The sequence below is a fragment of the Kitasatospora sp. NPDC101801 genome, assembly GCF_044766665.1.
In the GTDB taxonomy this organism is placed as follows: domain Bacteria; phylum Actinomycetota; class Actinomycetes; order Streptomycetales; family Streptomycetaceae; genus Kitasatospora.
Window position 1 is genome coordinate 165,904 of the sequence record NZ_JBIWML010000006.1, and the last position, 22,474, is coordinate 188,377.

21 protein-coding genes and 2 pseudogenes are annotated in these 22,474 nt (G+C 72.7%); 7 read left to right on the plus strand and 16 right to left on the minus strand.

Annotation, left to right across the window (positions count from 1 at the left end):
- Nucleotides 1-5: 5 nt before the first annotated feature.
- Nucleotides 6-1,355, minus strand: a complete 1,350-nt coding sequence (locus ACIRPK_RS11190) for a GAF domain-containing protein (protein ID WP_403036176.1) — start codon at nucleotides 1,353-1,355, stop codon at nucleotides 6-8.
- 211 nt (nucleotides 1,356-1,566) lie between these two features.
- Here ACIRPK_RS11190 and ACIRPK_RS11195 point away from each other — a divergent pair, with 211 nt between their 5' ends.
- Nucleotides 1,567-2,688: a TIGR03364 family FAD-dependent oxidoreductase gene (locus tag ACIRPK_RS11195; RefSeq protein ID WP_403036179.1), complete on the plus strand. Its 1,122-nt coding sequence runs from the start codon at nucleotides 1,567-1,569 to the stop codon at nucleotides 2,686-2,688.
- A 13-nt stretch (nucleotides 2,689-2,701) separates the two neighbouring features.
- A complete protein-coding gene (locus ACIRPK_RS11200; protein ID WP_403036182.1) occupies nucleotides 2,702-3,379 on the plus strand; it encodes a phosphonatase-like hydrolase in 678 nt (225 codons plus the stop codon).
- 97 nt (nucleotides 3,380-3,476) lie between these two features.
- Here ACIRPK_RS11200 and ACIRPK_RS11205 read toward each other — a convergent pair whose 3' ends face one another.
- Together ACIRPK_RS11205 and ACIRPK_RS11210 are read right to left on the minus strand one after the other, a co-directional pair.
- Nucleotides 3,477-3,860: a hypothetical protein gene (locus tag ACIRPK_RS11205; protein ID WP_403036185.1), complete on the minus strand. Its 384-nt coding sequence runs from the start codon at nucleotides 3,858-3,860 to the stop codon at nucleotides 3,477-3,479.
- On the minus strand, nucleotides 3,857-4,645 hold the full coding sequence (locus tag ACIRPK_RS11210) for a cupin domain-containing protein (RefSeq protein WP_403036188.1): 789 nt from the start codon (nucleotides 4,643-4,645) through the stop codon (nucleotides 3,857-3,859). The genes ACIRPK_RS11205 and ACIRPK_RS11210 overlap by 4 nt, the downstream gene beginning before the upstream one ends.
- A gap of 275 nt (nucleotides 4,646-4,920) precedes the next feature.
- Between ACIRPK_RS11210 and ACIRPK_RS11215 the strand changes: the two genes are divergently transcribed.
- Nucleotides 4,921-5,955, plus strand: coding sequence for a hypothetical protein (locus ACIRPK_RS11215; RefSeq protein ID WP_403036191.1), 1,035 nt, complete (start codon nucleotides 4,921-4,923; stop codon nucleotides 5,953-5,955).
- A gap of 278 nt (nucleotides 5,956-6,233) precedes the next feature.
- Nucleotides 6,234-6,647, plus strand: coding sequence for a RidA family protein (locus tag ACIRPK_RS11220; RefSeq protein WP_403036193.1), 414 nt, complete (start codon nucleotides 6,234-6,236; stop codon nucleotides 6,645-6,647).
- Here ACIRPK_RS11220 and ACIRPK_RS11225 read toward each other — a convergent pair.
- Nucleotides 6,635-7,039 carry a DUF3224 domain-containing protein gene (locus tag ACIRPK_RS11225; RefSeq protein WP_403036196.1) on the minus strand — a complete coding sequence of 135 codons (405 nt, stop codon included), beginning with the start codon at nucleotides 7,037-7,039 and terminating at the stop codon, nucleotides 6,635-6,637. The genes ACIRPK_RS11220 and ACIRPK_RS11225 overlap by 13 nt on opposite strands.
- A 154-nt stretch (nucleotides 7,040-7,193) precedes the next feature.
- Between ACIRPK_RS11225 and ACIRPK_RS11230 the strand changes: the two genes are divergently transcribed.
- The gene (locus ACIRPK_RS11230) at nucleotides 7,194-8,291 is read left to right on the plus strand and encodes a hypothetical protein (RefSeq protein ID WP_403036199.1); all 1,098 of its coding nucleotides are present in this window, start codon (nucleotides 7,194-7,196) and stop codon (nucleotides 8,289-8,291) included.
- Nucleotides 8,292-8,331: 40 nt separating this feature from the next.
- Here ACIRPK_RS11230 and ACIRPK_RS11235 read toward each other — a convergent pair whose 3' ends face one another.
- The 9 genes from ACIRPK_RS11235 to ACIRPK_RS11275 form a co-directional block, all read right to left on the minus strand.
- Nucleotides 8,332-8,916, minus strand: a complete 585-nt coding sequence (locus tag ACIRPK_RS11235; RefSeq protein ID WP_403036202.1) for an exonuclease domain-containing protein — start codon at nucleotides 8,914-8,916, stop codon at nucleotides 8,332-8,334.
- 46 nt (nucleotides 8,917-8,962) lie between these two features.
- The gene (locus ACIRPK_RS11240; RefSeq protein WP_403036204.1) at nucleotides 8,963-10,927 is read right to left on the minus strand and encodes a phosphocholine-specific phospholipase C; all 1,965 of its coding nucleotides are present in this window, start codon (nucleotides 10,925-10,927) and stop codon (nucleotides 8,963-8,965) included.
- Nucleotides 10,928-10,940: 13 nt separating this feature from the next.
- On the minus strand, nucleotides 10,941-12,341 hold the full coding sequence (locus tag ACIRPK_RS11245) for a hypothetical protein (protein ID WP_403036207.1): 1,401 nt from the start codon (nucleotides 12,339-12,341) through the stop codon (nucleotides 10,941-10,943).
- Nucleotides 12,342-12,471: 130 nt separating this feature from the next.
- Nucleotides 12,472-12,792: a DMT family transporter gene (locus tag ACIRPK_RS11250; RefSeq protein WP_403036210.1), complete on the minus strand. Its 321-nt coding sequence runs from the start codon at nucleotides 12,790-12,792 to the stop codon at nucleotides 12,472-12,474.
- Nucleotides 12,792-13,475, minus strand: coding sequence for an HAD family hydrolase (locus ACIRPK_RS11255; RefSeq protein ID WP_403036213.1), 684 nt, complete (start codon nucleotides 13,473-13,475; stop codon nucleotides 12,792-12,794). Before ACIRPK_RS11255 ends, ACIRPK_RS11250 begins: the two co-directional genes overlap by 1 nt.
- 21 nt (nucleotides 13,476-13,496) lie before the next feature.
- The gene (locus tag ACIRPK_RS11260; RefSeq protein ID WP_403036216.1) at nucleotides 13,497-14,570 is read right to left on the minus strand and encodes an ABC transporter ATP-binding protein; all 1,074 of its coding nucleotides are present in this window, start codon (nucleotides 14,568-14,570) and stop codon (nucleotides 13,497-13,499) included.
- 21 nt (nucleotides 14,571-14,591) lie between these two features.
- On the minus strand, nucleotides 14,592-15,431 hold the full coding sequence (locus tag ACIRPK_RS11265) for an ABC transporter permease subunit (protein WP_403036218.1): 840 nt from the start codon (nucleotides 15,429-15,431) through the stop codon (nucleotides 14,592-14,594).
- On the minus strand, nucleotides 15,419-16,375 hold the full coding sequence (locus ACIRPK_RS11270; RefSeq protein ID WP_403036221.1) for an ABC transporter permease: 957 nt from the start codon (nucleotides 16,373-16,375) through the stop codon (nucleotides 15,419-15,421). The genes ACIRPK_RS11265 and ACIRPK_RS11270 overlap by 13 nt, the downstream gene beginning before the upstream one ends.
- Before the next feature lie 8 nt (nucleotides 16,376-16,383).
- The gene (locus ACIRPK_RS11275) at nucleotides 16,384-17,556 is read right to left on the minus strand and encodes an ABC transporter substrate-binding protein (RefSeq protein ID WP_403036223.1); all 1,173 of its coding nucleotides are present in this window, start codon (nucleotides 17,554-17,556) and stop codon (nucleotides 16,384-16,386) included.
- Nucleotides 17,557-17,816: 260 nt separating this feature from the next.
- On the opposite strand from ACIRPK_RS11275, the gene ACIRPK_RS11280 reads away from it, so the two are divergent.
- Nucleotides 17,817-18,584, plus strand: a complete 768-nt coding sequence (locus tag ACIRPK_RS11280; RefSeq protein WP_403036226.1) for a GntR family transcriptional regulator — start codon at nucleotides 17,817-17,819, stop codon at nucleotides 18,582-18,584.
- 254 nt (nucleotides 18,585-18,838) lie between these two features.
- On the opposite strand, the gene ACIRPK_RS11285 is transcribed toward ACIRPK_RS11280, so the two are convergent.
- The 3 genes and pseudogenes from ACIRPK_RS11285 to ACIRPK_RS11295 form a co-directional block, all read right to left on the minus strand.
- Complete coding sequence (locus ACIRPK_RS11285; RefSeq protein ID WP_403036229.1) at nucleotides 18,839-20,419, minus strand: TauD/TfdA family dioxygenase; 1,581 nt, start codon at nucleotides 20,417-20,419, stop codon at nucleotides 18,839-18,841.
- A 133-nt stretch (nucleotides 20,420-20,552) separates the two neighbouring features.
- Nucleotides 20,553-21,548 carry a zinc metalloprotease gene (locus ACIRPK_RS11290; RefSeq protein ID WP_403036232.1) on the minus strand — a complete coding sequence of 332 codons (996 nt, stop codon included), beginning with the start codon at nucleotides 21,546-21,548 and terminating at the stop codon, nucleotides 20,553-20,555.
- A 208-nt stretch (nucleotides 21,549-21,756) separates the two neighbouring features.
- Nucleotides 21,757-21,906 (minus strand): annotated as a pseudogene (locus tag ACIRPK_RS11295) (substrate-binding domain-containing protein); the annotation flags it as partial.
- On the opposite strand from ACIRPK_RS11295, the pseudogene ACIRPK_RS11300 reads away from it, so the two are divergent.
- Nucleotides 21,879-22,460: pseudogene (locus ACIRPK_RS11300) on the plus strand (glycosyl hydrolase 53 family protein); the annotation flags it as partial. The pseudogenes ACIRPK_RS11295 and ACIRPK_RS11300 overlap by 28 nt on opposite strands.
- Nucleotides 22,461-22,474: the final 14 nt, after the last annotated feature.

Genomic DNA, 22,474 nt, shown 5'->3' on the forward strand with positions numbered 1-22,474 from the left:
CGGCCCTACGGCCAGGCGCTGACGCAGCCCGCCCCCGGCAACTGGAGCGTCCCGCGCAGCAGGTTGGCCCGCAGCTCCCGGACGGCCGGGGCGGAGGAGGTCGGCAGCAGGTCGTACGGGTCGTCCGGCGGCAGCACCGAGACCTCGGCGGACCGGCTGAGCCGGTACGGGCGGTGGTCCAGCAGGCCGCCCAGGTAGCGCCGCAGCCGGGACACCTCGGCCCGGACGGTGACCGTCCTGGCCGGGTCGCCGAACAGCGCCTCGGCGAGCTGGGCCGCACTCAGCCCGTCCCGGTGCACCGCGAGCAGCAGGACCAGCTCGGCGTGCCGGGGGCTGAGCGCGTGCGACCAACTGCCCACCGCACCGCGGACGCCCAGCTCGGGCCGGGTGCTCCGGCGCAGGTCCAGGGTGAGCCTGGCGCCCTCGGTCTGCTCGGCCAGCGCGTCCGCACCGGTGCCGCCGTCGAGCGGGCGGATCAGCCAGCCGTCGGCCAGCGGTTCCACCGCGCACTCGCCGATGCTGGGCAGCCAGAGCCGGGGCGAGGAGCCGAGCCCCTCGGCCGGGAGCCGGAGCCGGGGGACCGGCGGCAGGCCGACCGTGGCGGCCGTCCAGCCCGCGCTGTCCACCACCAGGGCAGGCTGGTCGACCCGGGCCAGCAGCGGGGCGGCCACCGTGCGCAGCTGGTGCAGCGCCTCCAGCTGACGGGCCCTCAGCTCGGCCTCGGCCAGCCGGGCGGCGGTGGCGGCGAGCGGCAGCAGGTAGGGCGCCATCGAGTGGGCCGGGCCGCTGAGGTTGACCGCGCCGAGCAGCCGGCCGGTGCGCGGGTCGTGGATCGGGGCGGCCACGCAGGTCCAGCCGTGGTGGCTGCGCAGGTAGTGCTCGGCGGAGTGCACCTGCATCGGGCGGCGGACCCGCAGGGCCATGCCGATCCCGTTGGTGCCCACCTCGTCCTCGACCCAGCGGGCGCCGGTCTCGAAGCCGATGCCGTCGGCGGTGCGCAGCAGCGGGCGCTCGCCCTCGTGCCAGAGCACGTGGCCCTCGCCGTCGCTGATCGCCAGGATCAGCGGGACCCCGGTGGTGGGCAGCAGCAGGGTGGAGCGGAGCACCGGGAGGATGTCGGAGAGATGGGTCTCCCGGCGGCGGTGCTCGACCTCGGCCAGGCTCAGCCGGTAGGCGTTCCGGCCGCGTTCGGGGTCCAGCCCGAGCCGGCGCAGCCGCTCCCAGGAGTCCCCGATCTCCGGCCGGGGCTCGGAGACCTCGGCGTCACCCGACATCGTCCGGTCGTGCAGGCGGGCCAGATCGAGGGCCTCCGGGGTCCGGCGAGGCTGCGGGACCGCGCGATGACTCTCCAGCAAACCGGTGCCTCCCCGTCCCGTGGTGTCCCCGAGACAGGGTACGGCCGTCGGCCCGCCGATTGGGGGGCTTGGCAAATCTTTCGACCGTTCGGTATGGAGAAGATCCGACCGCGTCGGCCCGATGTTGTCTGTACAACTCTTGAGGGGCGGTTAATCTCCGCGCCGCCGTTCGGACGTCCGTAGGACACCTGGACGCTCCAGTCTGGCCGCCATGAGAGTCATCGTCGTAGGAGCGGGCGTGCTGGGCACCATGCACGCCTGGCAGGCCGTCGAGCGCGGTCACGAAGTCGTCCACCTGGAGCGCGAGAGCGAGGCGCGGGGCGCCTCGGTGCGCAACTTCGGCCTGGTCTGGGTCAGTGGCCGGGCCGCCGGGGAGGAGCTGGCGGTGGCCCTCCGGGCCCGTGAGCTCTGGGAGGGCATCGGCGCCAGGGTGCCCGGGCTGCACTTCCGGGGCAACGGCTCGCTCACCGTGGTCCGGTCCGAGGCCGAGCTCGCGGTGGCCGAGCAGGCCCTGCTGCGGGACGACGCCGAGGCCCGGGGCTACCGGCTGCTGGACGCCGGGCAGACCAGGGCGGCCAACCCGGCCCTGCGCGGCAAGCTGCTCGGTGCGCTGCACTGCGACCGGGACGCCGCCGTCGAGCCCCGGATCGCCCAGCCCGCGCTGCGCGCCGCGCTGGAGGCCACCGGCCGCTACACCTTCCTGCCTGGGCGCGAGGTCCGCGACGTGGTCGGGGAGAACGCGGTCCGGGACGACCACGGGCAGACCCACCAGGGCGACCTGGTGATCCTCTGCACCGGCGCCTGGCTCGGTGGCCTGGTCCGCGAGCTGGCCCCCGAACTGCCGGTCCGCAAGGTCCGGTTGCAGATGATGCAGACCGAGCCGCTGGGCGAGCCGCTGACCACCTCGGTGGCCGACGGCGACAGTTTCCGGTACTACCCCGCCTTCGCCGGCCCCGCGCTGGAGGAGCTGCGCGCCGCCCAGCCGCAGGGGCCGGTGGCGGCCGAGCACAAGATGCAGCTGCTGATGGTCCAGCGCCAGGACGGCGGCCTGACCATCGGTGACACCCACGAGTACGACCAGCCGTTCAACTTCGACGTGGTCGAGGAGCCGTACGAGCACCTGGCCGCCGTGGCCGAGGACCTGCTCGGCCGGCCGCTGCCCCGGATCAGGCACCGCTGGGCCGGGGTGTACGCGCAGTGCGTGGACACCACCCGGGTGGTGCACCGCGAGCAGCTGCGCAGCGGCGTCTGGCTGGTCACCGGGCCCGGTGGGCGCGGGATGACCTGCTCGCCCGCGATCGCCGAGGCCACCGCCCAACTCGCCAATCTGTAAGGGTAGTTCTGCAATGACTGACATCACTCTGGTCGTGCTCGACATGGCCGGCACCACCGTGGCCGACGACGGTCTGGTCGAGCGCGCCTTCCAGGCCGCCGCCGACGGGCAGGGCGTCGAGGCCGGCAGCCCGGAGCACCAGCGGATGCTGGCGCACGTCCGGGCCACCATGGGCGAGTCGAAGATCTCGGTCTTCCGCCACCTGTTCGGCGCGGAGAAGAAGGCCCAGCAGGCCAACCTGGACTTCGAGGCCGCCTACCACCGGCTGGTCGACGACGGCCACTGCGCGGCGCTGCCGGGCGCGGCCGAGGCGATCGCCGAACTGCGCGGTGCGGGCCGCAAGGTGGTGCTCACCACCGGTTTCTCCCGGGCCACCCAGGACCGCATCCTGACCGCGCTCGGCTGGCAGGACATCGCCGACCTGACGCTCTGTCCGGCCGAGGCCGGCCGGGGGCGCCCGTACCCCGACCTGGCGCTCACCTCGCTGCTGCGGACCGGGACCGACTCGGTCCGGGAGCTGGCGGTGGTCGGTGACACCGGCTACGACATGCTGACCGGCGTCCGCTCCGGCGCCTCGGTGGTGGCCGGCGTGCTGACCGGTGCGCACGACCGGGAGCGGCTGCTCGCGGACGGGGCCACCCACGTGCTCGGCTCGATCGCGGAGCTGCCCGCCCTGGTGCTGGCCGGCTGAGCCTCCGGAGGTCCGGTCCGGGGCGGTGGGAGCCCCGGGCCGGACCGGGCCGGCGGTGACGGTGGGTCGGCCGCCGGCCCGGCCCGGGCGTGCCGGGTCAGCCGCCGGCCGGGTACCTGATCGGCATCGCGTCGGTCAGCCCGGGCGGCACCACCGCGACCAGCAGGGCGGTCAGTCCGGCGGGACCGGCGTGCAGCACCGCTCCGCTGTCCAGCGGGCAGACCGCCAGCGCGTTCCGGCGCAGCGGCAGGGTGCTGCCGTCGGGGGTGACCAGGCGGCCGCCGCCGCTGACCACGAACCAGATCTCCTCGGTCCCGGCCCGTCCCCGGCCGTCGATCCGGCTGCCCGGGGTCAGCACCAGGTGGTCCACCGCCTCGGTCTCGCTGTGGAAGAAGCCGCGCCGGGCCAGCGACTGCCCGGTGCCGCGTACGGCGCTGTCGCGCAGGGTGAGCGGGGCCTGCCCCGTCCGCGAGATGATCATGTCGGGCTCCCGTCGGTGATCCGGCGGCCGTCCCGGGCGTTCGGCACCCCCAGACTGGCGGTGAAGAACCGCAGCGGCAGCCCGTCGGCCAGCAGGGTGACCTCGCTGCCGAGCGGCAGGGTGACCCCGGTGCCGGGCGCCAGCGCCACCTCCGTCCGGCCCGCCCTGGCCCGGCCGGTGCCGTTCAGCACGAACAGGGTGTGCTCCCGGTCGTCGGACCGGAGGGTCTCCTGCTCGCCGGGGCCCAGGGTGACCAGCCGGGCCTCCCGGAGCGGGCCGCTGAGCAGGGTGGTGAGGTCGGCCGGACCGTGCGCTTCGAGGTCGATGACGGTGGCGGTGCTCATGAGGTGCCTTCCGGAGTGACTCGGATCGCCCGTCAGCGTGGCGGCGACGGGCGGGCTGATGACTTCGATGACGATCCAGTCGAGGTCCTCGGTGCCCGGGTTGTTCAGCCGGTGCCTGGTCCCGACCGGGTTGGTGATCAGGGTGCCGGGACCCACCGGGTGCAGGCGGCCGTCGAGCAGCAGCTCCCCCTGGCCGGCGACCACGAAGTAGAGCTCCTCGGTCCGGCTGTGGTGGTGCACGCCGCACTCGGCCCCGGGCGGCAGGGTGGAGATCTCGATCGCCTCCCAGGTGCCCTCCAGGCCGAGCCTGCGGGCCAGGCACTTCCAGCGCGCGACGGCCAGGCCGCCGTGCATCGCGTACACGTCGGAGGCGCCGCCGGGCGCCGCGACGATCAGTTCGTCGGCGTACTCGACCGCCGTGACGGGGTGGGTCGACCACATGCCGTTCTCCTCCTCGGGTCCGCGGACGGGGTGTCGTTCTGCTCCCCATCGTGCGGAGCCCGCTGTCCCGGACGCCTGGGGCAGGCGTCACCAGAGGGTCCCGGTCCGGGGGAGGCTTCCTCTGACAGGGACGCGTCGATGTGCGAACATGTCGACCGCACAAGCGATCTGACGATCTGCCAGGGGGACTCGCATGATCAGAACGGGTACGTCTTGAGCGGCGGGGCGGGCGGTGCGGCCGACCTGCGGTCGGCCCGTGCCGCCCGGGGGTGAGGGTGGACCGGCGGGAGCCCGGCATCCTGGTGGGTGCCGACGGCGCGGGCGGGCACACCGCCTGGGCCGCGCTGCGGATCACCCCGGCCCCCGGGTCGGACGCGCACCGGACCGGGGTCGAGGCCGAGGCCGAGGGTGCCGCGCTGGCCTGGCTGTCCGCGCGCTGCCGCCCCGGCGGCCGGTTCGAACTGCGCTGCACCGGCGGGACGGGTGGCCCGCTCCGGGTCGTCCTGCTCGCCCGGGCGGACGCCCCGACCCCGGCCGCGGCGGTCGCCGCCGCCCGGGCCGTGCTGAGCGGTCCGCCCGGTCCTTCCGGTCCGTCTGCCCGGCTGGTCGGTGAACCGGTGGACGTGACCGCCGAGTTGACCGCCCTGACGGCGAACGGCCGGCCGCCCGCGACGGCGGACCTACGGGAGATCCGGAAGCGGATCGACGTCCGGACCATCGCCCGGGCCGGCTCGCCCCGCCGGCAGGCCGCCACCGCTGCCCGGCTGGTGCCGAGCGGCCGGTCCTGGCGGCTGCTCTGGACCGAGCTGACCGGGCAGCCGGTGCCCACCACCCTCTCGGTGGCCCTGGAGCCGGTCCAACTGCGCCCCGAGGCGGGACTGTTGTTCCACCAGTTTGCCGAGCTGTACACCCGGCTGGCCGGTCCGCCGTGGCAGCAGGGCGGCCGCCGGGGTGATCCGGCGGCCGAGGCCGGCCGGGAGTTCTTCGAGGACGCGATCCGCCGCTACCTCGGTCCGGTCTTCCGGCTGCGGATCACCCTGGCCGCCGCCGGCCCGCTGCCTCCCGGTCTGACCCAGCTGGCCGCCGACCAGATCGGCGGTGCGGCCCTGACCCCCGTCCCGTCCGAACGCGGCCTGGCCTGGCGCAACTTCACCACCCTCGCCTTCGACCCCCTGCCCTGGACCCACCGCCCCCCGGTCCACCCGGGCGACTGGGGCGACGTCGAACGCGAACTCTCGGGCCTGGTCGACCGCCAGGAGGCAGCAGCCGCCTTCCGGCTCCCGCCCCCGTACCCCGGTCACCCGTCCTAGGGCCTGTCGTCGAACTCCCGTCTGCCTCACGACGGCTTGTACGCACTCTCGCCGCACCGGACGCCGCAGGGCCGCCCTTCGGGCGACGACGGGAGTTCGACGGCAGGCCCTGGCGCTGTCGGCTCCCCGGAGCAGGCCGGGACCCTCGTCGCCGGGCCGGACCACCGGAGCTGACGCGGGGTCGGGCGGGCGACGGAATTCGGTACCGGGCGAGCGGGCGGCGGACCAGGATGGGGGCGGTGCCGGGGCGGCCCGGCCGTTCGAACGAGGAGTGTGCGATGTCCCAGCTCGACCGCATCAGCGACCCGACCGGGGTCGCGCCCAGCAGCCGGTACAGCCACGTGGTGGCGGGCCGGGGACGGCAGGTGTTCGTGGCCGGGCAGGTGGCCTTCGACGAGAAGGGGGAGCTGGTCGGGGCGGGGGACGCGTTGGGGCAGGCCCGGCAGGTGTTCGCGAACATCGGGCACTGCCTGGCGGCGGCCGGGGCGGGCTTCGAGCACCTGGCGAAGCTGACCGTCTTCGTCACCGACATCGGCCACCTGCCGGCCGTGCGGACGGCGTGGGACGAGGCACTCGGCACCGCGCACGCCCCGGCCAGTTCGGCCGTCCAGGTGGCCGGGCTGTTCCTGCCGGGGCTGCTGCTGGAGATCGAGGCGTACGCGATCGTGCCGGAGCCGGGTCAGAGCTCGTAGTCGAACCAGATCCGGTGGGTGCCGTCGGCGTCCACCTGGAGGCCGCCGGCGCCGGTGATGCCCGCCAGCTCACCGGTGCCGCTGGACGGCACGATCAGGAAGAACCGGTCGGTCGGCTCGGCACCCGCCGTGGTCATCGAGTGGACGAAGTTGAACGCCCCGGAGCGGCCGTTCAGCGTGCCCTCGAAGGACTCCATCGCCAGGTAGGTGCCGACCCCGGCCGCCTGGTCGTACGCGCCGGTGAAGACGGTGGCCGAACGGCCCTCGGCCTCGCCCTCGAACTGCTTCTCCATGGTCGCCAGGCCGACCGGCAGTGCGGTCGCCACGACCGGATCGGCCGTCAGCTCGACCGGGACGAAGCTCTTTACGGTGAAGGTGCCGGAAGCTCTCATGCGGCGGATCGTACGGGGAGCCTGCGACATCCCCGTGCGGCCCGGGCTCGTGGCGGACGGTGGGGTTGTCGGTGCTTGAACCGATGAGGCGCGGGCGGGGCCCTGCGGGTCGCACGACCGGCAGTACGACGAGACGAAGGCACGAAAGATCTCTATGAGCATGGTGGGTTGGCTGTTCGGTCACGTGTTTTCGTGGTGGATGGCCTTCGGTACGGTCGGCATCGGTACGTTGATCATGGTCGAGCTGCAGTTCTGCCGGCAGCGCGGTCGTCGTCAGCTCCCGCTTCTCGGCCGGCTCGGCCTGTCGCACGGCTCCGCCCGGGCAGCGGCCCGGTCGGCCGTGGACCTGCGGAGGAAGCTGAAGGCCGGGGAGCTGACGGTCCCGCACCATCTGCTGCGGGACACGACGGCCTGGCAGGTGGTGACCCGTCGGCAGCGCGTGGAACAGGGATGGACCCTCGGGCTGGCTGTTCCGCCGACCCTGCTGAGCCTGGTCGCCCTGTGGAAGCTCGGCTTCGGCTGGCTCGTCGTGGCCGGTGCGTTCCTGCCGACCTTCTCGTTGTTGGGGCTGTGCATCGTGCTGTTGCTGCTGGACTCGCGGGCCGTCGAGCGGGGGCAGAGCGACGAGCGGCTGCGTGCGGCGGTCCTGCGGGTGCTGACGGTGAGCGTCGAGCGGCTCGGCTCCAAGGACCGTCGCGGTCAGTTCCGGCTCGCCGAGGCGTTGCGGGCCCTGGATGTGGCCCTGGCCGACCACGCCCGGTACGGGGTGTCGCCGGACCCCGGTGACCAGCGGGCACTGCTGGGACAGGCGAAGGCGATGAGCCTTGAGCTGCACGCTCGCTTCCGTGCCACCGCCGACCGGGACCCGGCTTCCCTGCGCGCCTTGGTGGAGACCGTCGCCGGGCTGCTGGCAGCCGTTCAGGAGCAGCGCTACCTCGCCCTGGTGGATGCCGAGAAGGGCCGGACCCAGGAGCCGGAGGTGGTGGCGGAGGCCGGATTCGGGTGGCGGACGGCTGCCACCGCCGCGGCGTTCGGCCTCGCGGTCGCTGCCGTGTACCTCGCGGAGTGGGCTGGCATCAGCGGCGAGGGGATGGCCCTGATCGCGGCTCCGGTGATTGCGGTGTCGCAGGTGCCCCACCTGCTGCTGCTGCGCGCCGGTCGGCGGTCGGCGATCGGGGCGACTGCCGTGCCCCAGGCGGAGGTTCCTTCTCCGCGCGGCGTCGTCGAGGTAGGTCGGCCGGAGCGTCGGTGACGCCGGCCGGCGGCGCACCGGGCGGGCCGGTCGGGACCGGTCAGGGACGGGCGGCGTCGGGCGGGGCGTCGGGCCAGTCGCCGCGGGCCGCCAGGTCGAGGACCAGGGCGGCGATGTTCCAGGCGTCGTCCTCGCCCCGGTGGTGACGGCCCTCCAGCGGGAGGCCGGCCAGGGCGAGGGCCTGCGCCATGCCGGGCCGCTTGCGCAGCCCGTACGCCTCGGTGAAGACGGCCTTGGCGTTCAGGTGGCGGTGTCCGAACGGGTAGGCGACCCGGGCGGCCGCGCACTGGCGGGTGAACTGCTTGCGGTCGTAGTCGCCCCAACTCGCCCACGGGAGCGCCCCACTGAGGTGTTCGCGGGCCAGTAGCCGGCATGCCTCGGTGAAGCTCACCCCGCCGTCCACCTCGGCCTGGGTCAGGCCGGTCAGCTCGGTGCAGAAGGCGCTGACCGAGGAGCGGGCGGGGCGCACCACGATCCGGAGCCGCCCCACCCGCCGCCTGCTGCCGAGGTCGACCACGGTCAGCCCGATCTCGATGATCTCGCTCACCGCGCCCGCCGGGGGAGTGCCTTCCCAGCAGGTCGCCTCGATGTCCACCACGTTCAGCAGTCCGGCCGTCCTGTCCATCTGCCGAGGGTAGGACGACCGGGCCTGACGGGCACCCGGATATCGGTCAGTGCAGGGTGCCCGCGTAGCGCTGGGCGAACCGGGTGCCGGTGGCGGCGGTCACCGTGACGTCGTAACGGCCTTGGTCGAGCGCCCAGTTGAGAGTCCGAGTGGACTGGGCCGGGACCCAGACGGACTGCGCCGGGGTGCCGAAGTCGTTCGGTGCGGCGGCGAAGTACGCGGGCGTCCGCCCGGCGTTGGTGAGGGTCAGGGTCAGCGCGGAGCCGACCACGGCGGCGGTCACCACCGGGACGGCGACGTCGTCCTGCCCGGTCGGCACCACCGCACCGGCGAACCGGCGGACGAAGCCGTCCGGGCCGTGCACGGTGAAGTCGTACCGGCCGTCGGTGCCGGCGGTGTCCCAGAGATAGTTCGCGGTGGCCCCGGCGGGCACCGTGTACGGGGTGCCCGCGAAGGCGTACACGATGTTCGGGTAGACCGCGTAGGGGAAGGCCACCGAACCGGAGTTGGTCATGGTGCAGGTGACCCTGCCGGTGCTCCGGTCGACCGCGACCTCCGCCCACGGCCGGTACGGCAGCTTCCGGTGCGGCCGGCTGCCGGACTCCTGGACGGGCATCGCCTGGGCGCCGAGGGCGGGCAGCTTGACGGCCGGGAGACCGGCGGCGGCGTCCGCCTTGGCCATCAGGGCGGCGGTGTCCGGCAGGGTCGGCAGCGAGAGGTCGGGGGAGCCGAAGTCGAAGCAGCTGGTCAGGTCACCGCTGACGGCTCGGCGCCAGGCGGAGATGTTGGGTTCCTGCACCCCGGTCACCACCTCCAGGAAGCGCAGCACCGAAGTGTGGTCGAAGACCTGGGAGTTGACCCAGCCGCCGCGCGACCACGGGGAGGCGACCCAGAGCGGCACCCGGTTGCCGAAACCGATGGCCCGGCCCTGGGTGAACTCGTTCGCGGTGCCCGGCTCGGGGGTGGGCGGCACCATGTGGTCGAAGTAGCCGTCGTTCTCGTCGTACATCACCAGGTAGGCGGTGTGCTTCCACACCTCCGGGTTGGCCATCAGCGACTGGAGCGCGGTGTTCACCCAGTGCGCCCCGTAGTTGGGGTTGGCCGCCGGGTGTTCGCTGAACAGGTACGGCGCGACCAGCCAGGAGACCGTGGGCAGGGTGCCCGCCTTGCAGTGCTGGTCGAACGCGGTGAGGTCGAACTTGGTCATCGCGTTGATGTACCGCGGGTCGGTGGCGGGGAAGTTGTGGAACTGCTTGAAGTACGACAATGCGTTGTCGTCGTAGTCGCCGGTCCGGTCGTCCTTGCTCGGGTTGTGGTAGACCCGCCAGCTCACCCCGGCGGCGTGCAGCCGCTCGGCGTAGGTGGTCCAGTCCGCCACCGGGTTGTCGGTGACCGGGGTGTTGTCGATCCACGGCCCGGTGGTGCCGTCCACCCCGGGGCCCGAGGTACCGGTCCACAGGTACAGCCGGTTGGGGTCGGTCGGCCCGGCCAGCGAGGTGAAGTAGGCGTCGCAGATCGTGAACGCGTCGGCCAGCGCGTACTGGTAGGGGATGTCCTCGCGGGTGAAGTACCCCATCGCGCGCTCGCCCTTGGCGGCGATCCACTTGTTCATCGCGCCGTTGTTGATGGCCTGGTGCCCGGTGGCCCAGTCGTGCGCCAGGCCCCCCGCGTTCTGCGCGTTGTACTTGGTGGTGTCCATCCGGTACGGCAGCATCACCCCGCCGTCGCTGCGCCCGGCGTCGGGTTGGCGGAACACGTTGCCGCCGTCCGGGAACTGCAGTGCCTGCTTGTCGCCGAAGCCCCGGACGCCGTTGAGAGTGCCGAAGTAGTGGTCGAAGGAGCGGTTCTCCTGCATCAGGATCACCACGTGCCGGATGTCGGCGACCGTGCCGGAGAGGCCGACGGAGCCCGGGGTGACGGCGGCGGCGGTCTCGGCGGGCAGGCCGACCAGTGCGGCGGCGCCGGCGGCCGCGGTGGCCCCGACGAAGGTGCGACGGCTGAACTCGGTCATCAGGAACAGCCTTTCAGAGAGTGAAGGTCGCGACGGCGGCGGCGGTGTCGGAGGGCCATTCGTTGCCGGTGACAGCCGGGTCGGGCTGCGGGCGGCCGGTGGCCAGGGTGTGCGCTTCGACCAGGGTGAGCGGGCCCGCGTACTGGACCTGGTCGATCCGGTCCTGCGGTTCCGGCTTGCTGCCGCGCTGCTTGCGGGTCGGCGACCAGGTCGCGCCGGGGAAGGCCACCGGGTCGGGGTGTGCGGTCCGGTAGGCGTCGGTCAGTCCGGCGTTCTGCAGGGCTACCGTGACCGGCCAGTCGAGCGGGCGTCCGGTGGCGGCCGTCCAGTCCAGGTGCGAGGGCGAGGCCAGCCCGGCGGCCAGCAGCACCGGGACGCCGGTGGCGATGTCGGCCTTGACGGCGGTGGCCAGCGCGGTGGCCTGCTGCCCCCGGGTGGACGCGGCCTCGGCGGCCGCCACCTGGGCGGCGCTCTGGCCGTCCTGGATCGCGTACGGGCCGTAGCCGGTCTCGTCCAGGTGCGCGCCCCAGAGCCGGGCCGAACGGCCGCCCGGCAGCTGGACGGTGACGCCGACGGCGGGCAGCGCGGGGGTGGTCGCGGCGGCCAGCGGGTAGCGGCTGAGGATGCCCACACTGCCGGCCGTCTGCTGGGCGTACCAGCCGAGCGCGGTGGCCAGGGTCTGCGCGGCCGTGCCCGCCGTCTCCTGGAGCGCGAGCACGTCCAGGCCCTGGGTGAGGATCACCCGGAGCTGCTTCTCCACCGGGTCGGTGAAGGCGGCGCCCGCGTTGGCCAGGTTCCAGGCCGCGACCTTGAGGCGGATCGGCGCGCCGGCCGCCTGCACCGGCACCAGCAGGGTGAGGGTGTCGGTGTTGCCCGCCGTGTCCTTGGCCTCCACGGTGAGCACGGCGGGGTCCGCGAGCGCGGTCGCCGGGGCGGTGCCGGTGACCTGGCCGGCCGAGCTGACGGACAGCCAGGAGACCCCGCCGGTGCGGCGGAAGCCGACCGCGCCCGCCGCCCGGACCCAGAGGCCGCCCAGCTGCACGCCGACCGCCGCCCCCGGGGCGACCGGGGTGGCGGTCAGCGCGTCCACCGCGAGGTGTGGGCGGACCGGCGCGGGCTTGGGCCGGAAGCTGAACGGCGCGGTCCGGGCCAGGATGCCGTAGCCGTCCTTGGCCAGCAGGTAGGCGGTGTACGGGCCGCCGGTCAGCGCCGAGGTGTCCAGCTGCACGTCACCCGAGGTGCCAGGGGTGTACTTCCAGAGCAGCGAGGAGCCGGTCCCGGGCAGCCGGGTGCCGTCGTAGATGCCGACCCAGTTCTTGGCGTCGGGCGCGTCGGTGGTCCAGTGGAAGGTGAGCCTGTCGCCCTCGGCGGGGTTGGTCGGCGTGCTGAGCGCGAGCGTGCTGCCGGTCGCCACGGAGCTCCTGTCCGCCGCACCAACGCTGGCGCGGCTGGGTCGAGTTGGCTGTACAACTGACCCAATTCACTCTAGTCCCGGCGGACTTCGCGTGAACAGGACATGACGGAGCGACGGGAGTACCGCTAACTCAGTGGCTGCTCCGGAGATTGAGGACTATTACCCCCACGATCACCAGGGCGATGCCGATCCACTGCGCCTTGCCGAGCTGCTCGCCGAAGGCCACCACGCCGATCGCCGCGACGGCGGCGGTGCCCGCGCCGGACCAGACGGCGTAGGCGACCGAGACCGGGATGTGCTTCAGCGCCCGGCCGAGCAGCACGAAGGAGAGCGTGTAACCCAGGCCCACCCCGATGCTCGGCCACAACCGGCTGAAGCCCTCGGTGAGTTTGAGGCAGCTGGTGGCGCAGACCTCGCTCAGGATGGCCAGCGCCAGCAGCAGGTACGGCATCAGCGCGGTCCGGTGAGCCCGGCCAGCAGGGCCAGGTCCACCTGCTCCAGGCTGGCCAGCAGGGTGATCCGTTCGGCGGCGGCGATCGGCACGGCGGAGGACGGCACGGCCAGCACCGCGCAGCCCGCCGCGTACGCGGAGGCGACCCCGGTCGGGGTGTCCTCGACCGCGACGCAGAGCGCCGGGTCCAGGCCGAGCCGGGCCGCGGCGGCCAGGTACGGGTCGGGCTCGGGTTTGGTGCGCGGGGTGTCCTCGGCGGCCAGCGTGACGGCGAACCAGTCCCGGCCGAGGGTGCCGAGCACCAGGTCGACCACCCGCCGGGGCGAGGCGGAGACCAGCGCGGTCGGCACGGCGGCGTCCCGCAGTTCGGCCAGCAGGGCCAGCGCACCGGGGCGGGGCACCACCTCGGCGGCCACCTTGTCGGTGAACGAGTCGTTCAGCCGCACCGCGAGTTCGAGCTCGCTGAGCGTGGTGCGGCTGGCCCGGTGCAGGTGCGCGGCGGTGTGTTCGACCGCCTGCCCGAGCACCTCGGGCAGGTCGGCGTCGGTGAGCGTGAGGTCGAGCTCGGCCGCGCACTCGACGGCGGCGTCCCACCAGAGTTGCTCGGTGTCGACCAGGGTGCCGTCCATGTCGAACAGGACGGCGGCGGGCTTGCGGGCGGCGGATGTCGCGGTTTCAGGCATGGCGGTACCTTCGGTGGTGGATCAGGCGGTGCGGCGGTCGACCAGCACCGGGCGGTCGGGCAGGGTGAGTTCGGCGTTGCTGCCGATCGGCAGCACGGCGGCCGCCTCGGTCGGCAGGTCGGCCTTCACCTCGGTGCCGTCGGCCAACCGTACGGTGAGCCGGGTGACGCTGCCCAGGAACGAGGCGGAGACCACCAGGGCCGGGCCGGTCGGCGACGGGGTCAGGCCGACGTTCTCCGGCCGGACCAGCACGTCGAGTTCGCCGTCGTACGGCAGGGTGCCGTCCACCGCGAAGGGGCGGCCGAACAGCACCACGGAGTCACCGGAGCGGACGCACGGGATCCGGCTCATGGTGCCGACGAACTCGGCGACGAACGCGGTGGCCGGGCGGGCGTACAGCTCGGACGGGGTGGCGCACTGCTCCAGCCGCCCGGCCCGCAGGACCGCGACCCGGTCGGCCATCGACAGCGCCTCCTCCTGGTCGTGCGTCACGAACAGCGTGGTGATGCCCAACTCCTGCTGGAGGCGCCGGATCTCGTCCCGCAGGCTCAGCCGGACCTTGGCGTCCAGTGCGGAGAGCGGCTCGTCCAGCAGCAGCACGCGCGGCTGCAGGGCCAGCGCGCGGGCCAGCGCGATCCGCTGCTGCTGACCGCCGGAGAGCTGGTGCGGGTAGCGGTCGGCGTGCTGCGGCAGGCCGACCAGCTCCAGCAACTCCTGGGCCCGGTTGCGGCGTTCGGCCTTGCCGGTGCCGCGCATCCGCAGGCCGAAGGCCACGTTGTCGGCGGCGCTCAGGTGCGGGAAGAGGCTGTAGGACTGGAACACCATGCCGGCGTCCCGGCGGTGCGCGGGCACCCCGGTGATGTCCTCGCCGTCCACCAGCACCTGGCCCGAGTCGTGCGACTCGAAGCCGGCCAGGATGCGCAGCGCGGTGGTCTTGCCGCAGCCGGACGGGCCGAGCAACGCCACCAGCTCGCCCGGGTTGATGGTCAGGTCCAGGCCGTCCAGCGCGGTGGTGGCACCGAAGGACCGGCGCAGCGCCTTGAACTCGACGGTGGCGCCGACGGCCGTCTTCTTGTCAACAGTGGTGGTACTCATGGGGGTTGTCTCCGCAGAGGGTCAGTGGGTGGTTGCGCGGCGGCGCCGCTCACGGCCGGCCGTGGACAGCAGGAGGAGTAGCACCCAGGTGATCAGCAGGCTCAGCACGGAGACCGCGACGGACATCTGGCCCTGGCTGTTGCCGACGTTGTAGATCCAGACCGCGAACGGTTGGTAGCCCAGGATCGAGGAGGCGGTGAACTCGCCGAGCACCAGCGCCAGGGTCAGGAAGGAGGCGTTCAACAGGGCGCCGCGCAGGTTCGGCAGCACCACCGTGAGCACCGCGCGCGGCCAGCCGGCCCCGCAGTTGCGGGCGGCCTCGACCAGGGTGCGGACGTCCACCGCGCGCAGCCCGGCGTCCAGCGCCCGGTAGGCCAGCGGCAGCGACATCAGCACGTACGCGATCACCAGCACCAGCGGGAACTTCGGGTCCTGGATGAACACCATGGTCTGGAAGAACGGGGTGTCCATCAGGTAGTCGGGACCCCAGCGCAGCACGCCGATCAGTCCGGCGGTCAGCGCCACCGGGGGGACCACCAGCGGAAGGGTGCAGACCACTTCGAGCAGCACCCGCAGCCGGGGCGAACCCAGCCGGACCGCGATCAGCGCCGGCACCAGCAGGAGCAGCAGCACCACGACCGTGACGGCCGCCAGCTCCAGGGTGAGCAGCAGGCTGTCGGTGAAGCCGGGGGCGCTGAGCAGGCCGGTGTAGGCGGCGAAGTCGATGCCCTGGTGGCTGTCGATCGAGAACCAGACCGAGGCCCCCATCGGCACCAGGAAGTACACCCCGGCCAGCAGCAGGACGAGGCCGCGCCAGACGCGCAGTCGGCCCAACGGATTCTTTCGGGTCAGCTGAGCCATCGGGCGCTCCGGCGCTGGAGGGGGAGGTAGACGGCCATCACCAGGACGGCGACCAGGATCATGTCCAGGCTGAGCGCGAGCGCCAGGTTGCCCTGTCCGACCAGCACGTTGCCGGAGAGCGCGTCCGCGATCGAACGGCTGATCAGCGGCACGGTGGCGCCGACCATCGCGGCCGCCGTGGCGTACGCGGCGAACGCGCTGCCGAACAGCAGCACGAAACCGCCGAGCAGCGAGGGGAACAGGATCGGCAGCGCGACGTGCCGCCAGTACTGGAAGCCGGTCGCCCGGTTGTTCTGCGCGGCCTCGCGCCACTGCACCCGCAGCCCGTCCAGCGCCGGGGTGACGGTGAGCACCATCAGCGGCACCAGGAAGTACAGGTACACCACGGTCAGGCCGGTGAACGAGTAGAGCGACCAGCCGTGGTCGGTCAGGTTGAACATCTTGGTGATCTCGCCGGCGTTGCCGAGGGTGGCGACGAAGGCGAAGGCGAGCGGCAGGCCACCGAAGTTGGCCAGCACGCCGGAGGCGGTGAGCACTGCCTCGCGCAGCGCGCGGAACCGGGAGGTGACGATCGCCTGGGCGATCGGCAGACCGATCAGGGTGGCGAGCAGCGCGGTCAGCGCGGAGAGCTTGACGCTGCTCCACAGGGCGGTCTGGTAGGCGCCCTGCACCGAGTCGGTCATGTTGGCCGTGGTGAACTGCCCGGCACCGGTCTCGGCGTCGCTCGACGCGGTGAACGCGCCGATCACGATCGCGACGGCCGGCAGGCCGAAGCCGACCAGGAAGAACAGCAGCAGCGGGACGGTGGCCAGCCAGGAGCCGCCGAGGCGGCGCAGCGACCGGACACGCTTGTGGGGGAAGGGAGTTGCGGTGGGGACCCGCGCGCCGCCACTGACCTGGTCAGTGGCGGCGGGGGTCGGCACCGGGGTGGGAGCCGTGGTCATTTCGGTGATCAGCCCGCGATCGCCTTGGTCCAGTTCTCGGTCACGACCTTCTTCACGGCCGTGATCTGCTCGGGGGTCGGGAAGACCGTGAACGGCTTCTCGATCACCGGCAGCTTGGCCGCAGCGGCCGCGTCCAGCGTGTTGTCCTTCTTCATGGCGTCGAACAGCGCCGGGTTGGCGTAGCCGCCCAGGAAGAGGTTCTGGCCCTCGACGCTGAACAGGTACTCCTGCCACAGCCGCGCGGCGGCCGGGTGCGGGGCGAACTTGTTGACGCCCTGGTTGTAGTACTGCGCATAGCTGCCGTCGACCGGGATCGAGACCTGCCAGTCGATGCCCTTGGGCTTGAACTGGTCGGTGTAGCCGGCGTTCAGGTAGGACCAGTCGATCGAGATCGGGGTCTCACCCTTCTCGATGGTGGCCGGGGTGGACTCGACCGGGTTGAAGTTGCCGTTCGCCTTCAGCTTGCCGAAGAAGTCGATGCCGGGCTGGATGTTGTCCAGCGAACCGCCGTTGGCCAGCGCGGCCGCGTAGACGCCACCGAAGGCCGAGCCGGACTTGGTCGGGTTGCCGTTCAGTGCGACCTTGCCCTTGTACTCGGGCTTGAGCAGGTCCGCGAAGGTCTTCGGGCAGGTCGGGATCTTCTTGGCGTCGCAGCCGATCGAGATGTAGCCGCCGTAGTCGTTGACCCGGGCGCCGCTCGGGTCCTTCATGGTCTCGGCGACCTTGTCGAAGCTCGCGACCTTGTACGGGGCCAGCAGGCCGTCCTTGACCGCCTGGATGGCGAAGGCGCTGCCGAGGTCCACCACGTCGGGGGCGCGGTCCTGGCCCTTGCGGGAGGTGATCGCGTTGATCTCGTCCTGGCTGGAGCCGTCCGGGTTCTCCTCCTCGACCTCGATGCCGTACTTCGCCTTGAAGCCATCGATGATCTTGCCGTAGTTCGCCCAGTCCCGGGGCAGCGTGATGACGTGCAGCTTGCCCTCCTTCTTGGCGGCGGCGATCAGGGCGTCCGTGCCGCCGAGGTCGGCCGCGGAGGCGGCGTCCTTGGCCTCCTTGGTGCCCGCCTTCGAGGCGGTGTCACCGGACTTGGCGGTCGAGCCCGCCGAGCCGCAGGCCGACAGGGAGAGCGCGGCGGCGGTCAGCACGGCCGCGAGGGCGGCGGCACGGGAACGGTGCGTGATCACGGGTGGATCTCCTGAGGAAGGGGAGTTCGCGAGGGGAGGGCCAGCTGACGCTGTGCCAAGTTGGCCAGCCAACTTGGCTGCCGGAGGTAAGTACGCCGGAGCCCGGTGACGGGAAGGTGAACGGATCCCCCAGTACAGGGGGCGGCTGCGGGAACGGTGTCGGCCGACCCCTGCACGGTGATCGGCAGCGGCTACAGTCGGTGGCGTCCGTGCACCATCTGGGTGGACAGGACGTCGCGCAGGGAAGGACTTTGACGCACGTGGCACTCGACCAGGACCGCGCCGCCGGCTCGCTCTACCGCAAGGTGGCCGCGGACCTGCGCGAAGCCATCACCTCCGGCTCCTACGGCGACGCCGGACGGCTGCCCGCCGAGGGTGCCCTGGCCGAGCAGTACGGCGTCTCCCGGGGCACCGTCCGGCAGGCCCTCGCCGTGCTGCGCGCCGACGGGCTGGTCACCTCCCGTCGCGGCACCCGCCGGGTGGTGCTCGGCACCGCCCGGGTGCAGAGCTTCTCCGAGCTGCTCTCCTTCACCCACTGGGCCCGCTCGATGGGCGAGGAGCCCGGCGGCCGGCTGGAGTCCCTGGTCCGCCGGCCCGCCGACGCCGCCGAGCGCGAGCAGCTCCGCCTGGAGCCCGGCACGGATGTCTACGTCACGCTCCGTCTGCGCACCCTCTCCGGCACCCCCGTGATGGTGGAACGGACGGTCTACCCGCCGCTGGTCGGCGAGTTGGTCGCCCAGCTCCCCCCGGACGTGGTCTCCCACACCGAGCCCCTGCGCGAACACGGCATCCTCTTCACCGACGCCGACCACACCATCGACGTGGTGGCCGCCAACGCCGACGACGCCCGCCTCCTCACCTGCCGCCGGGGCAGCCCCCTCCTCCGCGAGAAGCGCCGCACCACCGACCCCACCGGCACCCCCGTCGAGTGGTCCCAGGACCGCTACCTCCCCGGCACCGTCGCCTTCAGCATCCACAACTCCCTCGCCTCCTCCGCCCTCTCCCGCCACGCCCGCGAAAGCGACTGACCGGTCGCACGGCTCCGCCGCGCGGGTGTCGCCGGCCTTTTGGCAGGTGCTCAGCCCGCTACGGAGTCAGGGGCTCGGGGAACTGCGACGCCGGCCTCGGTAAAGGTGATCGTCGCGTAGGTGGTCAGGCACTTTCGCAGTGACCCGGACGCCAGACCTCCTCGCAGTTCCCCGAGCCCCTGGGTGGTCGACCGCTGAGCGCCTGCCTACGGTGCAGCCTCGGGCCCCTGGGTAGTTGACGGCTGAGCGTCTGCCTACAGAGCAGCTCCCAGCAGTCGGGTCAGCAGCGGCCGGAAGTGGTCGAAGCCCGGGGTGGCCGCGTCGGCGTCCTTCGCCTGGTCGTCCCAGCGCCGGACGGCCACTGCGTCGGCCGCCCCCGGCAGCGCGGCGAACTCCGCCGCCTCCTCCGGCGTCATCGGACCGCCCTGCACCTGGAGGGTGAAGACCGAGGCCTCGGAGAGCAGCGCCAGGTAGGCCGGCTCGACCGCGCACAGGTACCGCTTCGCGGCCACGTGCAGCCGAACCGGTCCGGTCACCTCGGGACCGAACCACCGGGCGAGCCACTCCGCGCCGGTGTGGCTGTGCCGGTTGTCCCGACCCGCCATCAACTCCAGGCCGGAGCCGCCGAAGTGGCCGATGTCGTGCAGCAGGGCGGCGGCCACCAGGTGGTCGGGTGCACCTGCGGCCTCGGCCAGCGCCCCGCACTGGAGCATGTGCCCGGCCATCGTGACCGCCTCACCGAGGTACTCCCCGGCGCCCTCGCCCTCGAACAGCCCGGCGACGGTGTCGATCGCGGCGGCCCGCCGGTCCAGCACCGCGAGCGTGGAGGCGAGCGAGTCCAGGTCGGCGTAGCAGCCCTGGAGGTGCCGGGCGCCGTCCCGTTCGAAGGCGGTCCTGGCGTGCAGCAGGCGGGTGTTGTCGAAGATCAGGCAGTCGCCGGGACCGAGCCGGAAGTCCAGCTGGAGCTCCGGCCGCAGGGTGATCCCGGCGAACCGCCGGTACGCCCGGTAGAACGTCTCGACGTCACCGCCCCGCAGGGTGCCGATCGAACGGTTGTTGAACCGCACCTCGCGGATCCGCCCCAGCGCGTCGACCTCGATCAGTGGCCGGTCGGCCCGCAGTTCGGTGCCCCGGTCGCGGAACACGAACGGCACCGGCGTACCGGTGAGCACCGCGAAGTCCGCCGGGTGCTCGGCCCGCAGCAGGGCGGCCGCCCGGAAGCCGTCCACCAGGCCGGAGTCGCCGCCCTCGGCCTCGTTGCGCAGGCAGTGCAGCAGCTGCAGGGTCGGCACCGGGTCGCGGTAGGGGTTGTCGGTGTGCGGTGCGATCGCCACGTTGGTGAAGGCCAGGTTGTTGGCGTCGGCCTCGACCCGGACGTCGAACAGGTCGCCGTAGTTGGTCTCCCGGACGTACCCGAAGGTCCGGGCCACCGCCAGCACCTGCCGCTCGACCGTCGGCACGCCACGCAGCAGCGCGAAGCCGAACCGCCGGACCGAGCCCAACACCGCCGCCCGCACGGCCGGTTCGGCCAGGTACGCGGACCAGTCCGCCTCCGGCAGCCCGGCTGCGAAGTCCGCGGCGGCCCAGAGCGGCTTGCCCTGCTCGGTCCGCCCGTCGTCGCCCGGCTGCTCCTCCTCGGCCAGGAAGTCGAGCGGGTACCGGGAGGCGTGCCCGTCCGACCACTCGACCGCCAGCACCCCGTCCGCCTCGGCCGAGGCGGCGATCGTCAGCTCGGCGGGCAGGTCGGTGATCTGGAACAGCTTCTGCCCGGTCCGCGGATCGCGACAGTCGGTGCAGGGGCAGTTGTCGCGCAGCCAGTACGGCGAGAGAGCCATCGGGATGTCCTCCAGAGCAGAAGTTGTCCATACAACTCTGGCCGTCGAAGGTGTCTCCCGGAGGGCTGTGAAACGAACAGCGGCCGACGGGCGCCCCTCCGGAAGGAGGAGCGCCCGTCGGCCGTCGACCGGGTCAGGCGCGGTACGAGGCCCAGGAGTTGGTCATCCGGGTGACCTGGCCCGGGGTGAACTGGGTCATGCAGGAGTCGTAGGTGTAGTCCATGAAGTTCTTGATCGGGTCCAGGCCCGGCTTGCTCGCGCAGGAGTCGCGGCCGGTCGGGCACTCGAAGGCGGCGCTGCCCTCGGCGGGGGTGTCGCTGACGTAGTCGCCGTTGCCGTTGCAGCCGCCCTGGAAGGTGTGGTAGAGCCCGAGCCAGTGGCCGACCTCGTGGGTGGCGGTGTCACCCTCGTTGTAGTTGGTCGCCGAGCCGCCGGGGAACGAGCTGTCCAGGATCATCACGCCGTCGTCCTTGGGGTTCGACGCGTAGGAGCTCGGGAAGGTGGCCCAGCCCAGCAGGTCCTGGCCGAGCTTGGCGGTGTACAGGTTCAGCGCGTTGGCACCGCCCTTGCGCAGGGTGGTCTTGATGCTCTTCTCGGCGGCCGATCCCGGCGCGACGCCGTTGTACCAGCTGGAGTTGTCGGTGTAGTCGGTGGAGATCAGCTGGAACTTGAACGGGGTGGCGGTGTTGCCCGAGCCCTGCCCGCCGTACGCCGCGTTCAGGACCGCCAGCTGGCTGCTGATCGTGGCCGCGCTGAGCTTGCCGGTGGTGCCGCTGTGGATCACGTGGACGTAGACCGGGATGGTGGTGGCCGCCAGCGCGCTGCCCGAGAGCAGCTGCTGACCCTGCGCCGACTTCCTCAACTGGGCTACTTTGCCGCTCAGTTCGGCGTCCATCGCCTTGGCCTGGGCGTCGGTCAGCGCGTTCGGCTCGGCGGCGTGGCCGCCCTTGGCCTGACGGGCCGAGGCGTTCTCGCCGGCGCTGCCGTCGACGCAGGTGGAGCCCGGAGCGGCGGCCGCGCCGATCACGGTGGGCATCGCGAACTGACCTGCGGTCAGCATTCCGGCGAGGGCCGCCACGCCGAGCAGCCGGCTGGAGGCGTGGGCAAGGGAACGGACAGGACGACGCATCTGCTCTCCTGGTGAAGCCGTGGGGGCCGGCGGTGAGGGGCCGCCGTGCAAGGAGGCTACGCAGTCTCGACGTGCACGCGTCAGACTTGATCCGGCCGTAAAAAATTCCGCCCCACCGCTCGCGGCCCCCGGGTCCGCCCTGCTGACGGCCCCGCCGCGCCCAGGTGTTACCGCCGCGCAACACCGGGCGCTGTCCGGAAATCGCCGCTCAGGCGGAGTCGCGGATCACCAGTCCGGTCGGGAGGATCACCGTGGAGGGGTCATCGCCGGAGATCTGGGCGAGCAGCAGGCGGACCATCTCCTCGCCGATCCGGTCCCAGGGCTGCCTGATCGAACTGGGCCGACCTGGCCGGGCTGCTCAAGCAGGGTGCCAACGCGGTCAAGGCGGTGAGCAGTTCGACCAGGGTCGCGCTGCACCCGGCCAAGGGCGGCGACCTGGCCGGCACCCGGGTCTTCTTCGACAACGCGGTGGCCAACGGCGTGCCCTTCGACCTGATCGGGCTCTCCTACTACGGCTGCTGGCACGGCCCGTTGAACGACCTGCAGGCCACCCTCGACGACGCGGCCGCCCGCTACGGCAAGCCGGTCTTCGTCGCCGAGACCGCCTACGCCTTCACCACCGCGAACCACGACGCGCTGGAGCACAACTTCCTCGTGGCGAACGTGCAGAGCGGCTGCCCCGCCACCCAGGCGGGGCAGGCCGCCCACCTGCGCGACGTGCTGAACGTGGTCGAGGCCGTCCCGAACGGCCGGGGCCTGGGCGCCTACTACTGGGAGCCGACCTGGGCCGCCGTCGCGGGCAACGGCTGGGACCGGGCGGATGCCGGTTCGGGCAACGCCTGGGAGAACCAGGCGCTGTTCGACTGCGCCAACAGGGTGACCAGCGCCGCCAGTTGCTGCAAGCACCGTTGACCGTGACGGTGCGT

Bases quoted from the DNA above. Each gene is read 5' to 3' on its own strand.
- ACIRPK_RS11260 (WP_403036216.1), bottom strand. From the start codon at position 14,570: ATGAGTACCACCACTGTTGACAAGAAGACGGCCGTCGGCGCCACCGTC.
- ACIRPK_RS11200 (WP_403036182.1), top strand. From the start codon at position 2,702: ATGACTGACATCACTCTGGTCGTGCTCGACATGGCCGGCACCACCGTG.
- ACIRPK_RS11285 (WP_403036229.1), bottom strand. From the start codon at position 20,419: ATGGCTCTCTCGCCGTACTGGCTGCGCGACAACTGCCCCTGCACCGAC.
- ACIRPK_RS11230 (WP_403036199.1), top strand. From the start codon at position 7,194: ATGAGCATGGTGGGTTGGCTGTTCGGTCACGTGTTTTCGTGGTGGATG.
- ACIRPK_RS11255 (WP_403036213.1), bottom strand. From the start codon at position 13,475: ATGCCTGAAACCGCGACATCCGCCGCCCGCAAGCCCGCCGCCGTCCTG.
- ACIRPK_RS11265 (WP_403036218.1), bottom strand. From the start codon at position 15,431: ATGGCTCAGCTGACCCGAAAGAATCCGTTGGGCCGACTGCGCGTCTGG.
- ACIRPK_RS11210 (WP_403036188.1), bottom strand. From the start codon at position 4,645: ATGTGGTCGACCCACCCCGTCACGGCGGTCGAGTACGCCGACGAACTG.
- ACIRPK_RS11240 (WP_403036204.1), bottom strand. From the start codon at position 10,927: ATGACCGAGTTCAGCCGTCGCACCTTCGTCGGGGCCACCGCGGCCGCC.
- ACIRPK_RS11290 (WP_403036232.1), bottom strand. From the start codon at position 21,548: ATGCGTCGTCCTGTCCGTTCCCTTGCCCACGCCTCCAGCCGGCTGCTC.
- ACIRPK_RS11235 (WP_403036202.1), bottom strand. From the start codon at position 8,916: ATGGACAGGACGGCCGGACTGCTGAACGTGGTGGACATCGAGGCGACC.
- ACIRPK_RS11205 (WP_403036185.1), bottom strand. From the start codon at position 3,860: ATGATCATCTCGCGGACGGGGCAGGCCCCGCTCACCCTGCGCGACAGC.
- ACIRPK_RS11270 (WP_403036221.1), bottom strand. From the start codon at position 16,375: ATGACCACGGCTCCCACCCCGGTGCCGACCCCCGCCGCCACTGACCAG.
- ACIRPK_RS11225 (WP_403036196.1), bottom strand. From the start codon at position 7,039: ATGAGAGCTTCCGGCACCTTCACCGTAAAGAGCTTCGTCCCGGTCGAG.
- ACIRPK_RS11195 (WP_403036179.1), top strand. From the start codon at position 1,567: ATGAGAGTCATCGTCGTAGGAGCGGGCGTGCTGGGCACCATGCACGCC.
- ACIRPK_RS11250 (WP_403036210.1), bottom strand. From the start codon at position 12,792: ATGCCGTACCTGCTGCTGGCGCTGGCCATCCTGAGCGAGGTCTGCGCC.
- ACIRPK_RS11220 (WP_403036193.1), top strand. From the start codon at position 6,234: ATGTCCCAGCTCGACCGCATCAGCGACCCGACCGGGGTCGCGCCCAGC.